This is a genomic window from Candidatus Kirkpatrickella diaphorinae (genome assembly GCF_025736875.1).
Taxonomy (GTDB): Bacteria; Pseudomonadota; Alphaproteobacteria; order Acetobacterales; family Acetobacteraceae; genus Sorlinia; species Sorlinia diaphorinae.
The window spans coordinates 1,675,984-1,687,500 of record NZ_CP107052.1 but is presented as its reverse complement, the minus strand read 5'-3'; the positions used below and the strand labels follow the sequence as shown (position 1 = coordinate 1,687,500).

The 11,517-nt window shown below is 56.9% G+C and carries 9 protein-coding genes, 2 tRNA genes and 2 rRNA genes (1 of these 13 only partly in view); 9 read left to right on the top strand and 4 right to left on the bottom strand.

The window, feature by feature from the left end:
• The 3 genes from N5W20_RS07465 to N5W20_RS07455 form a co-directional block, all read left to right on the top strand.
• Window positions 1-1,403, top strand: a 23S ribosomal RNA gene (locus N5W20_RS07465); it begins 1,335 nt to the left of the window's first position.
• A gap of 169 nt (window positions 1,404-1,572) precedes the next feature.
• Window positions 1,573-1,687, top strand: a 5S ribosomal RNA gene (rrf, locus tag N5W20_RS07460).
• A 62-nt stretch (window positions 1,688-1,749) separates the two neighbouring features.
• Window positions 1,750-1,826 (top strand) — tRNA-Met (locus tag N5W20_RS07455).
• Window positions 1,827-1,962: 136 nt separating this feature from the next.
• Here the strand turns inward: N5W20_RS07455 and N5W20_RS07450 are convergent.
• Entirely contained in the window at window positions 1,963-2,568 is a 606-nt protein-coding gene (locus N5W20_RS07450; RefSeq protein ID WP_319806527.1) for a YceI family protein, read from the bottom strand.
• A 120-nt stretch (window positions 2,569-2,688) separates the two neighbouring features.
• On the bottom strand, window positions 2,689-3,261 hold the full coding sequence (locus N5W20_RS07445; protein WP_319806526.1) for an NUDIX domain-containing protein: 573 nt from the start codon (window positions 3,259-3,261) through the stop codon (window positions 2,689-2,691).
• 311 nt (window positions 3,262-3,572) lie between these two features.
• On the opposite strand from N5W20_RS07445, the gene dinB reads away from it, so the two are divergent.
• The 6 genes from dinB (at window position 3,573) to N5W20_RS07415 (ending at window position 9,116) form a co-directional block, all read left to right on the top strand.
• Complete coding sequence (dinB, locus tag N5W20_RS07440) at window positions 3,573-4,610, top strand: DNA polymerase IV (protein WP_319807863.1); 1,038 nt, start codon at window positions 3,573-3,575, stop codon at window positions 4,608-4,610.
• Between the two features lie 153 nt (window positions 4,611-4,763).
• Window positions 4,764-5,972 carry an MFS transporter gene (locus N5W20_RS07435; RefSeq protein ID WP_319806525.1) on the top strand — a complete coding sequence of 403 codons (1,209 nt, stop codon included), beginning with the start codon at window positions 4,764-4,766 and terminating at the stop codon, window positions 5,970-5,972.
• Between the two features lie 107 nt (window positions 5,973-6,079).
• Window positions 6,080-6,622 (top strand): LOG family protein, encoded by a 543-nt coding sequence (locus N5W20_RS07430; protein ID WP_319806524.1) that lies wholly within the window; start codon window positions 6,080-6,082, stop codon window positions 6,620-6,622.
• A 100-nt stretch (window positions 6,623-6,722) separates the two neighbouring features.
• Window positions 6,723-6,799 (top strand) — tRNA-Pro (locus N5W20_RS07425).
• A gap of 144 nt (window positions 6,800-6,943) precedes the next feature.
• Window positions 6,944-7,546, top strand: a complete 603-nt coding sequence (locus tag N5W20_RS07420) for a LysE family translocator (RefSeq protein ID WP_319806523.1) — start codon at window positions 6,944-6,946, stop codon at window positions 7,544-7,546.
• Between the two features lie 118 nt (window positions 7,547-7,664).
• A complete protein-coding gene (locus N5W20_RS07415; RefSeq protein WP_319806522.1) occupies window positions 7,665-9,116 on the top strand; it encodes a mannose-1-phosphate guanylyltransferase/mannose-6-phosphate isomerase in 1,452 nt (483 codons plus the stop codon).
• Window positions 9,117-9,129: 13 nt separating this feature from the next.
• On the opposite strand, the gene N5W20_RS07410 is transcribed toward N5W20_RS07415, so the two are convergent.
• Together N5W20_RS07410 and hemH are read right to left on the bottom strand one after the other, a co-directional pair.
• The gene (locus N5W20_RS07410) at window positions 9,130-10,278 is read right to left on the bottom strand and encodes a glycosyltransferase family 2 protein (protein WP_319806521.1); all 1,149 of its coding nucleotides are present in this window, start codon (window positions 10,276-10,278) and stop codon (window positions 9,130-9,132) included.
• Window positions 10,279-10,458: 180 nt separating this feature from the next.
• Window positions 10,459-11,481 carry a ferrochelatase gene (hemH, locus tag N5W20_RS07405; protein ID WP_319806520.1) on the bottom strand — a complete coding sequence of 341 codons (1,023 nt, stop codon included), beginning with the start codon at window positions 11,479-11,481 and terminating at the stop codon, window positions 10,459-10,461.
• Window positions 11,482-11,517 lie beyond the last annotated feature (36 nt).

The following is an 11,517-nucleotide window of genomic DNA, read 5'->3' as shown; positions in this document are numbered from 1 at the left end:
TAAGGCGAGGGCGAAAGCCGTAGTCGATGGGAACCAGTTGAATATTACTGGGCCTGCCAGAAGTGACGAATGCGAGATGTTGTCTGTTCTTAATGGATTGGACAGGCTTTTGGAGCATTCCGGGAAAGAGCTCTGGCATATAGACCGTACCCGAAACCGACACAGGTGGACTGGTAGAGTATACCAAGGCGCTTGAGAGAACGATGCTGAAGGAACTAGGCAAATTGCTCGTGTAACTTCGGGATAAGCGAGACCCGTATGTGGGCAACCATGTGCGGGTGGCACAGACCAGGGGGTAGCGACTGTTTAGTAAAAACACAGGGCTGTGCGAAGTCGAGAGACGACGTATACGGCCTGACGCCTGCCCGGTGCCGGAAGGTTAAGAGGAGATGTGAGAGCATTGAATTGAAGCCCCGGTAAACGGCGGCCGTAACTATAACGGTCCTAAGGTAGCGAAATTCCTTGTCGGGTAAGTTCCGACCTGCACGAATGGCGTAACGACTTCCCCACTGTCTCCAGCATCGGCTCAGCGAAATTGAATTCCCCGTGAAGATGCGGGGTACCCGCGGTCAGACGGAAAGACCCTATGAACCTTTACTGCAGCTTTGCAGTGGCATCAGAGACATTCTGTGTAGGATAGGTGGGAGGCTATGAAGCATGGGCGCCAGTCTGTGTGGAGCCATCCTTGAAATACCACCCTGACTGTCTTTGATGTCTAACCGCGACCCGTAAGCCGGGTCCGGGACCCTGCATGGTGGGCAGTTTGACTGGGGCGGTCGCCTCCCAAAGTGTAACGGAGGCGCGCGATGGTGGGCTCAGGTCGGTCGGAAACCGACTGTCGAGTGCAATGGCATAAGCCCGCCTGACTGTGAGAGTGACAGCTCGAACAGAGACGAAAGTCGGCCATAGTGATCCGGTGGTCCCACGTGGACGGGCCATCGCTCAACGGATAAAAGGTACTCTAGGGATAACAGGCTGATCTCCCCCAAGAGTCCACATCGACGGGGAGGTTTGGCACCTCGATGTCGGCTCATCACATCCTGGGGCTGGAGCAGGTCCCAAGGGTTCGGCTGTTCGCCGATTAAAGTGGTACGTGAGCTGGGTTTAGAACGTCGTGAGACAGTTCGGTCCCTATCTGCCGTGGGTGTAAGAGACTTGAGAGGATTTGTCCCTAGTACGAGAGGACCGGGATGAACATACCTCTGGTGCACCGGTTGTCGCGCCAGCGGCACCGCCGGGTAGCTAAGTATGGACAGGATAACCGCTGAAAGCATCTAAGCGGGAAACCTACCTCAAAACAAGGTCTCACAGGGCCGTGAAAGACCATCACGTCGATAGGCTGGGTGTGAAAGCGTGGTAACACGTGCAGCTGACCAGTCCTAATCGCCCTTATTACTCACATCAACGCCGCTCTCCCTCACAGGAAAGCAGCATGCACATACATAGCAGTCATCCACGCATCCATTGCGTGTCTCTCATCTCATCCTACCCCTTCTCCTCATCCCGTCTCACTCATTAAGCGAGACAGGGCATGCACCAGCCTCTCCACCCTGAAAAGGGTGGGCCAGATGACCTGGTGGCCATGGCGGGAGACTTCCACCCGATCCCTTCCCGAACTCGGCCGTGAAACGCCCCAGCGCCTATGATACTGCAGCTTAAGCTGCGGAAAAGTCGGTCGCCGCCAGGTCTCCTGACCCACCCACATCAAACATACAACAACAGGGGATTACATCACGCATCCCCCATCATCGCGGGGTGGAGCAGCCCGGTAGCTCGTCAGGCTCATAACCTGAAGGCCGCAGGTTCAAATCCTGCCCCCGCAACCATCTTAAACCATTCCCATCCCGACAGGCCCCCTGCGCATAAAATAGCAGGTAACAGCCCGTCCGCAGCACCCCCCCAAAATAACCCCGCCCGCCCGCGTGGGCAGGGTCACGCAGACAGAACACTCAGGCCATAACTCTACTCAGTCTTCTCAAACGCACCCGCAACACGAAGCTCAACCTTCGCCCCAACAGCCGGAAGATACGTCCGAAGTCCATATAAACCTCGGTCAATCTCCCCACGCGCTTCAAAACCCACCGTATATGCATGGTCAAGATCGTTCATACCACCGCCAATAAAACGAGCATGAAGCGTCACAGGCTGCGTCACGCCATGCATTGTCAATTGTCCATCAATGGTCGCGCGATTGCCGGGCATTGGCGTCACTTTCGTTGAGACGAAAGTCGCATTCGGATACTTAGCGCTATCAAACCACGCATCACCCTTCAGCTCATTATTGAGGACACTGTTCGATGTCTCAACTGAGGAAACCGGCACAGTGACAGTGAGGGTCGATTTTGAAGGATCCGCGGTGTCGAGATGGAGCTTCCCGCTGGCCTGGCTGAACATCCCGGAAAAGGGCGTAAAACCAAAATGCAGGACCGAAAAAATGACCTGCGTGTGAGCGGGCTCAACTTTATAGTCGCCCGAAGCGACCTTTGGCGCGGCGGCCAGAGCATAGGGTGCAGATAAGATTGTGCAGGAGGCGACAAGCGCGGCGCCTAAACGGTTGAATCGCGTCATATGATTTCCTCGATTATTGCTCGCTCGACCGCAGCATATGTCTCATTTTCGCATATGCTGTCGGAGAAACGCTCATTATTGTCTAGACCTGACGAAGCGTGAGCGTCAATCCTCAAGCGATCACAGCAAGCCCATGGCCTTGATGCGTGCGAAGGCTGCCAGCGACACCATGCAGGTAATTTCCTGCCGCGCAATCATGTCTTCAAACTGCGCCAAGGTTACAGTGTGGCACGTCAGGTCGTCCTCCGTCTCCTCCCGGGAAACAGGGCCTTGTGTCAGGTTTTTTGCGAGATAAATATGGCCCTTCTGCGTCGAGTAGCCGGCACCCTGCCACATGGAGCCCGCATATAAGAGGTCCTTCGCGACAAGCCCGGTCTCTTCCTGAAGCTCTCCGGCCGCCACGACCTCCGGCGCGACGTCGGGACGTGTCTCCCACATGCCCATAGGCAATTCCCATAAACGCGCATCAATCGGGTAACGATATTGCCGGACAAGTGTCACAGTGTCATCGACCCCATCATGCCCCAATGGCAGGATAACGACGAATTCCCCCCGTTCGACAACACCATAAAGGCCCTGTTTGCCGTTCGGGCGCCGGATGATATCCTCCCTCACGGCTGTCCAAGGGTTTTGATACGCCATTCGCGTTGAAAGAACCTCATATTTCGGCAGGGGCGCTTCGTTTCCACACATTTGTTTGCTTCCGTCAAAGTTCAGCTTCTGGTTAACAGACTGCCACTCCCCTCGACATCAATCAATCTTCGTTGAATATTGTTGGAAAATTCGCCGACAGAAACGCCTCGCTCAAAAAATTTTGCAAGTCTGCCGTCCGGAGATGGCGGCAAGCCGATGGCGTTTGAGGGCGTCCTCCAGTCAAATACACCCCATTTTACTCCAAAACATGCTAAACTTATCACCCGACATAATTCACATGCAGTCAGACGAGATTGTTCAGCTCATCGCCACGACCGGGCGTTACATCCCGGCGTATTATCCACATTGATATGGATGCGTTTTACGCATCGGTTGAGCAGCGTGACCAACCTGAACTTCGCGGGCAGCCCCTTGCTGTCGGGCGGGCGGAAGGGCGTGGTGTGGTGGCGGCGGCCAGTTATGAGGCGCGGGCTTACGGGGTGCGGTCAGCCATGCCGTCCATCGTGGCGCGGCGCAAATGTCCGCATCTCGTCTTTGTCCCGCCGCGCTTCTCCGTCTATCATGCCGTCTCGGCGCAGATCCATGAGATCTTCCGTCGTTATACCGCCATCATCCAGCCTCTTTCCCTTGATGAGGCCTATCTCGACGTGACGGAAGCCGCATCGAAATATGGTTCCGCCACCGCAATTGCCGAGGCGATACGTGAGGATATCAGGCGGGAAACAGGGCTGACCGCATCGGCTGGCGTCTCATATAATCGTTTTCTGGCAAAACTCGCATCTGATTGCCGCAAGCCGAATGGTTTGTTCGTCATCACCCCCGCCCAGGGGCCGGACTTCGTCGCCCGTCTTCCCGTCTCTCAATTTCATGGCATCGGCCCGGCGACGGCGCGGCGCATGGAGGCGCTCGGGATCCACACAGGGAACGACCTGCGCCAGGTTTCCCGGGACATGTTGCGCGCCCATTTCGGCAAGGTCGCGGATTTTTACTATAATATCGCGCGCGCGATTGATGATCGCCCTGTTGATCCGCATCGCGTGCGCAAATCAATCGGCAGCGAGACAACCTATGCGCATGATATTCATGATCTGCCCGCGGCGGAGGAAGCACTTGCGGATGTGGCGGATCGTGTCTGGATGGCTTATATGGAGAAAAATCTTCACGCGCGCACCGTCACACTGAAAATCAAATTCTCCGATTTTCGCATGATTACGCGTGCGACATCCCTTAAGGAATTTGTCCGCGAAAAATCCGTGATGTGGGAAGCTGCGCTGCACTTACTGCAATCAGAAGCGCCTTTTCGTATGGGGATCAGGCTTCTAGGTCTCACCCTTTCCTCCTTTTCCGGCGCGGAAGCCACGCACAATCCGCAAATGACGTTATTTTGACCCTGAGGACACCTGCCGCGTTATCACGGCGCTATCGTCGCACTCTCCTTTGTCCCGGCATCAGGGACGCCGCCATCATGACAAGATTGCAGGATGCACGCGCCTCCGTGCAGCCGAGATTGATGTCATCATGAAACAGGGTATAAGTTTTTGATGCTTTCCCGACGCTTACCGTTTTTGCGCTTCTCCCGGCACAGCCTCGTGCCGGTCGTGAGTTTCAATTTCATCGCTTATCTGATTGTCGGCCTTCCCATGGCCGTCATTCCTCTTTTTATGGTTGAGATCCTGCATTTCAACACAGTATGGGCAGGGCTCGCTGTCTCCCTCCAATATTTTGCAACCTTTGCCTCCCGGCCCCAGGCAGGTAAGCGCATTGATTTACGCGGTCCCAAAACCGTCGTCATCGCCGGATTGGTGCTTTGCGCGTTCTCGGGTGTTTTATTGCTTCTTTCCGGACTCACGGCGCATCTCGCATTTTTATCGCTCTTTACGCTCTTCGCCAGTCGATGCGCGCTGGGATGGGGGGAGAGCTGGACGACGACGGCCGCCATCATCTGGAATATCCGCCGGGCCGGGCCATCACGCACCGCGCAGGCTATTTCCTGGAATGGCGTCACCTCCTACGGGGGCATCGCCATTGGTGCGACGATCGGGGCGCAATTCTACCATTTTGGCGGTCACTGGGGCGGGTTCATTCTCATCGGCACCGTCTCAATTCTCCTGCCCCTGATCGGGGCTTTTTATGCGCAGGGCATTCCCAAAGTGATTTCGCTTCCGACGGGTAAGGCGCCTATGCCGTTCTGGCAGGTTTTCAGGCGGGTGCTTCCGCTCGGCGGTCTCCTGTCCTGCGGGGCGGTCGGGTTTGGCGCGATATCCTCGTGTCTCGCCCTTTATTATGCGGCCCGGCAATGGCCCGGTGCGTCCCTGGCGCTTGCGATATTCGGGTTGGTCTTTGTCTGTGTGCGTTTTATCTTCACGCAGCAGATCGCCCGCCTTGGCGGGGCGCGCGTGGCGATGATCTCCCTTCTGGTGGAAGCGATGGGCCTGTTGGTGCTTGCTTTCTCTGGCACCGTCATCTCGGCATTTTTGGGTGCGGCGCTGACGGGGGCCGGTTTCTCGCTCATCTTTCCGGCCTTGGGCGTTCTCGCTGTGGAAAGCGCGGGCGCGGAAAATCGCGGGGCGGCGCTCGGGGCCTATTCAGTCTTCTCCGATCTGGCCATCGGCCTCTCAGGCCCCATTCTTGGGCTGGTGATCGCGCTCGCGGGATATGCGGCGTTATTTATCTTCACAGCCTCCATCACGACACTTGGTGCCGTCACCCTTCTGGCTTTGCAGAAACGTTTAAACCAGCGCATGGCCTGAAAGCGCGTTACTTCATCCCGGCTTATTCCGCACGCACGTTTGACAGATTTTTTGTTTGCGTGCTGCAATAAGCGGTGTGAATGCGCAATTTCGGAGGGTGCCTCATTATGGTGATGTCTGCTTCTGTGTTTTGTGGTTCCCGCCTGGGTGTCGGGAGCGCGTTCGCAGATCTGGCGGCGCATCTCGGGGCAGGGCTGGCACGGCAGGGCATCACCCTTATTTACGGTGGGGCGAAAAGTGGCCTGATGGGCGTGCTCGCGGACGCGGCATTGCAGGAGGGCGGGGCGGTCATCGGTGTGATCCCGACTTTTCTACATCATTGGGAAGTCATGCATGAGGGTGTGTCTGAATTGATCCTGACGCCATCTCTGCATACACGTAAGCAGGTCATGCTGGACCGGGCGGAAGCCTTCATTATTCTTCCCGGCGGTATCGGCACTTTTGATGAATTGTTTGAAGTCCTGACATGGCGGCATCTTCGGCTCCATGACAAGCCGATCATCATCCTGAATTATCATGGCTGGGCCGATCACTTGCTCGCGAGTCTCAAGGGTGCCATCGCGCAAGGTTTCGCGGACCCGGATATACAGACATGCTATGAAGTCATGTCAGATGTTGACGCGGTTCTTTCCCGTCTCGGCACGGTCTGACACGCAAAAACATTGCCGGTCATTTAAGAAATCAGAATGATTAAATCGCGCCCGGCCTCTTGCACTTCGCGCCCCGGAGTTATATAGCCCTGCGACATGTCGGAGTGTAGCTCAGCCTGGTAGAGCACTGTGTTCGGGACGCAGGGGCCGGAGGTTCGAATCCTCTCACTCCGACCATATCTTCTCTCGGTGAGTCGCCCCAGGAGGTCAGTACCCTACCGAGGCGGGAGGTTTCTTCCGCGGCCCTCATCCTTGGACGCCGCGTCGGACGATTTGTGACGTCGGCGCGTTTGTCTTTTTGATGAAAATTGGAGGGCCAAAATGAGTGGAAGTGTTTTGTGGTCGCTGACGCTTTACGCGGTGGCGTCTCTTGTGACGCCCGGACCAAACACGCTTCTGGCCTTCGCCTCAGCCGTGCATTTCGGCATCAAACGCCTGTGGCCGCAGATCCTCGGCGTTGCTTTCGGCTTCCTCGTCGAGTTGTGGGCCTGTGGCCTTGGCCTGGACGCGTTGTTCAATATGGTGCCTGTCGCCCGGCAAGTCCTTAAATTTCTGGGCGGTGGCTATCTGATCTTCCTCGCCATCCGCATCGCGACATCGCCCGTGGACCCGACGATGAACACGGCGCGCAAGCCGCCAATGACCTTTATTCAAGCGGCAATGTTCCAGATCGTCAACCCAAAAAGTTGGGTGATCGTGTTAGGTGGCATCGCACTTTATGCTGATCCCGCGCATCATTATGCATCGATGTTGATCATCAGCCTTTTCCTCGGGCTGGGCACAATCCCCGCAGTCGTTACCTGGGCTGTCGCCGGGATCATGACGAAATCCTATCTTTCCCACCCCCGCCGGTTACGTTATTTCAATATTGCCATGGGTCTGCTGCTGATCGTCGCCGTGGTGCCAATGCTCTATGAGCCCTGAGGCCGGATAGCCGGCACGGTGCCTGCCACGTTGAGTTTCCGGGGATATTGACGTCCGCCCGTTGAACCGTGTCAAATCACGGATGGTCAGTCCTGCTCGGAGGTCATCAGCGAAATAAATGTCTCAGAAGATCATACCTGTTGTACTCTCCGGCGGTTCCGGGACACGTTTATGGCCTGTTTCCCGACAAACTTTCCCGAAGCAATTCTGGCCCCTCATCTCGCAGCAAACCCTGATACAGCAAACCGTCCTGCGCGGGCGGGCGGTGCGTGACGCCGCGCCATTGATCATCTGCAATGCCGAACATCGCTTCATCGTGGCGGAACAGATGCGTCAGATCGGCATCACGTCATCGCGCATTGTGCTTGAGCCGAAGGCGCGCAATTCCGGCCCGGCCATTGCCGCCGCCGCTTTCCTCCTTGCGGAAGAAGATCCGAACACCATCATGTGGGTGATGGCCGCCGATGCCCTGATCCGTGATGAGAAAGCCCTGAAAGAAAGCCTCGACCTGGCCGTTAAAGCGGCGCGGCAAGGCTATATCGCCACATTCGGTATCACGCCGGAGCATCCGGAGACAGGTTACGGATACATTGAGACGGGCACACCCCTTTCGATACACGCTTCTGAAAAAAATGGCGCCGTTTTTCACGTGCGGCGCTTTATCGAAAAACCGACCCGCGACGCGGCAGAGGCGTTGATCCGCACCGGTCACGTACTCTGGAATTCCGGCATGTTTGTCACGAGCGCGGCCACATTCATCCGGGAAATTCAGCGCCACGCCCCGGCCATCGGGGCGGCGACGGAATCTGCGGTGCGGGGCCGCACGCGCGACCTTGATTTTGAGCGTCTGGATGCCGAAGCATTCGCGCGCTGCCCCTCGATTTCCGTCGATTATGCCATTGCGGAGAAAACGGAATGTGCCGCCGTTGTCAAAAGCCATTTCGGCTGGTCGGATATTGGGAGTTGGGACGCTGTCTGGGAAGCGCAAGATAAGGACGCGGCGGGCAACGCCACGCGCGGCGACGTCATCCTTGACAACTCCCGCGATTGCCTTGTCCAGACGGATGGCCCTCTGATCGCCCTTGCCGGGATGGAGGATACGATGGTTGTCGCCACAGAGGACGCGGTGATGGTGACAAGGCGGGGCCAGGGGCAGGAAGTCCGGAAGATTGTTAAAAAGCTCGAATCCCTGGGCCATCGCGCCGCCACATCGCACAGGAAGATCTATCGCCCCTGGGGGCATTATACGTCTCTTGCGAGAGGGGAGGCGTTTCAGGTCAAGCAGATCGTCGTGCATCCGCGCGGAAAACTGTCACTCCAGAAGCATCAGCATCGTGCGGAGCACTGGGTGGTTGTCAGCGGAACGGCGACCGTGACGCGTGACGCTGATATCCTGACAATTTCAGCGAATGAAAGCATCTATATCCCCGTTGGCACGCCCCACCGATTGGAAAATCTCGGCGCAGAACCCTTGATTGTGATTGAGGTGCAGACCGGCCTTTATCTGGAGGAAGATGACATTATCCGCCTCGACGATATTTATGCACGCGGGGAAGCACGGGGAGATTAAAGCAAATCGCCCGTCACGACGTCGCTTTCGGGGCTATGTGGTCATAACGCAGAAATATGAAAGCGCCGTGATCCTCTTGCCCGGTGGCCATGACAAGCCGGGCGCCGTCACCCTCCTGATAAGTGAGCGGAAGACCTTCGCGCCATATTGTCACGGCGCGGCGATGCCCGCGGCCAATTGTCAGCTCCACGCCGGGCGTTGGTGTCGATTGCGGCGTAAAATTCAGATCGCCCTCCAGGGACGGCACGAGAAATACCAGCCCCTCCGCCGATTTGAGCATAAAATGGAGGCGCCGCCCGTCGCAGAATGCGATGACAGGGTTTTCCGGCGGTTCCTCAGATGTCTCAATCATCAGCGCTGCTTCATCATATCGCAGGAGAAATTCCTGATCTGTCCCGATCACCCAGCGATGCCAGAAGGGGATGGCGGTCTCTGCACGCTGATAATCGCGGGCGGCGTACATCTCTGCGAGGAACACGGCGCGTTCGGCATCATTCCGCCACGCGACGCGAAAAAGCGGGTCATGTCGGATCTGAGCCCAGATCCTGCCACTTCGGGCGATTTCCTCCTCCGGCAGTTCGGTACGCTGCTCCGTCACTTCAAGCGGAGATTGGATGAGGAAGGAGCAGTGAAGACGTGCCTCACCCTCATCTTTGATAAGGCCGCCAAATCCGGTTTCGATCATGCGATGCGTGTGCTCAACATGTTCATATCCGTAACCCGTAAAGCGTGAGTCCATGTAGCCGACATGATCGAGCGCCTGTTGATGGAATACGGCGCATTGCCCGGAAACATTCGTCGCGACAAAAGGGTCCGCGCCTGTGCCCGCGCCGCAGATGATTTTCTCCCCCGAAACGTCCGGAAGGTAGATATTTGCGTGTCCCAGCTTCCGGCCCGCCTCAATCCATGAAGTTTCCCAACCATCCGCTGTCGGGAAAGTATCATCTTCCAGCAGGATGATGACGTGACAGGATTGCATGACTTTCAGGTAATAGAGCGCACGATTTTTGTTCCAGGCGATGCCGCGATGGCCACCAAGGATGAAATCGCAATCAAGTGCGCGCAATGTTGCGGCGGTCTCGTCAATGGAGCCGTCATCCACAACGACCAGATGGTGCTCCGCCTGCGTGTGTCGGCGCACGGCCGCCACTGTTTGTTTCATGCGTTCCGAGCGGTTATAGGTCGTGATGCCGATACCCAGTTTTATCGAAATAACCCGGCTCCTTTTTTATCCGTTCGTGCCGTTCGCCCGCCCGTTCGTCGTGCTGAGATCAGATTTGTTGCCAGCGAAAATAAAGGCGTCCAGTTCCGCCTTGCGGATAAGTTTCAGCGTCGGCCCCGATCAGTTTGAGAAGCTTTCAATCGCCGGTCGGGCTAGGGAAGTGATGAGGGATATCGCCTCTTCATCCGCATTGAGACATGGCACCACGCTGAAATCCTGCCCTCCGGCCTGAAGAAATTGATGGCGGAGTTCATTGCCGATTTCGTCAAGCGTCTCCAGGCAATCCGCAAGAAAGCCGGGAGTGATGACGGTGATTCGGCGCACATTCTGTCGTGCAAGGGCCTCAACGTACGGCGCTGTATAAGGTTGAAGCCACGCCATCGGCCCGAAGCGCGATTGAAACGTCATGGGCATGAAATCCGCCGCCGCGCCCATCTCCGCCCGCAAGGCGTGTGCCGTGCGTTCACAATGCGCGGCATAAGGATCACCCTGCGCGATGCATTTTTGCGGCATACCGTGAAACGAGATCACAATGCGCTCCGGTTCGTAGGAAAGGGTCGCGAGGTGCGCGCGCAGGCTTGATGCAAGGGCCTTGATGTAAAGAGGATGATCGGGAAAAGCCGGAATTGTGCTGATGGCGGGCTGATGTCGCCGCTTCATGAGCGTGCGGAAAAGGTGATCATTCGCGGTTGCCGTCGTGGCGGCGCTATATTGCGGATAAAGCGGGAAAGCGACAATACGCACGCACCCGGCCTTCAGGAGGGCGTCGACGCCCTGGCTTATCGATGGTGTGCCATAGCGCATGGCGCCTGAAACGGCGACATCCGGCCCCAATCTTGCCGCGACCTTCTGCACCTGCGCGGCGCTGATGACACGCAGCGGGCTTGCATCCTGCGCCTTGTCCCAGATGCGTTTATAGGCCGCGCCACTTTTGAAGGGCCGTCGCGGCAGGATGATGCCATGGAGCAAAGGTTGCCAGATGGCCGCTGGCGCCTCGATCACGCGGCGATCGGAGAGAAATTCACGCAGATAGCGCCTGACGGCAAAATATCCTGTCCCATCAGGTGTGCCGAGATTGATGAGCAGCAACCCGACGCGATGGGTCGGTGGAAAATCGTCTTCAAGTCGCGCTAATGTCTCCATGACGAATATCTTGCATTGACCTGAACATTAGGCAAG

Bases quoted from the DNA above. Each gene is read 5' to 3' on its own strand.
- dinB (WP_319807863.1), top strand. From the start codon at position 3,573: ATGGATGCGTTTTACGCATCGGTTGAGCAGCGTGACCAACCTGAACTT.
- N5W20_RS07445 (WP_319806526.1), bottom strand. From the start codon at position 3,261: ATGTGTGGAAACGAAGCGCCCCTGCCGAAATATGAGGTTCTTTCAACG.
- N5W20_RS07430 (WP_319806524.1), top strand. From the start codon at position 6,080: ATGGTGATGTCTGCTTCTGTGTTTTGTGGTTCCCGCCTGGGTGTCGGG.
- N5W20_RS07420 (WP_319806523.1), top strand. From the start codon at position 6,944: ATGAGTGGAAGTGTTTTGTGGTCGCTGACGCTTTACGCGGTGGCGTCT.
- N5W20_RS07450 (WP_319806527.1), bottom strand. From the start codon at position 2,568: ATGACGCGATTCAACCGTTTAGGCGCCGCGCTTGTCGCCTCCTGCACA.
- hemH (WP_319806520.1), bottom strand. From the start codon at position 11,481: ATGGAGACATTAGCGCGACTTGAAGACGATTTTCCACCGACCCATCGC.
- N5W20_RS07435 (WP_319806525.1), top strand. From the start codon at position 4,764: ATGCTTTCCCGACGCTTACCGTTTTTGCGCTTCTCCCGGCACAGCCTC.
- N5W20_RS07415 (WP_319806522.1), top strand. From the start codon at position 7,665: ATGTCTCAGAAGATCATACCTGTTGTACTCTCCGGCGGTTCCGGGACA.
- N5W20_RS07410 (WP_319806521.1), bottom strand. From the start codon at position 10,278: ATGAAACAAACAGTGGCGGCCGTGCGCCGACACACGCAGGCGGAGCAC.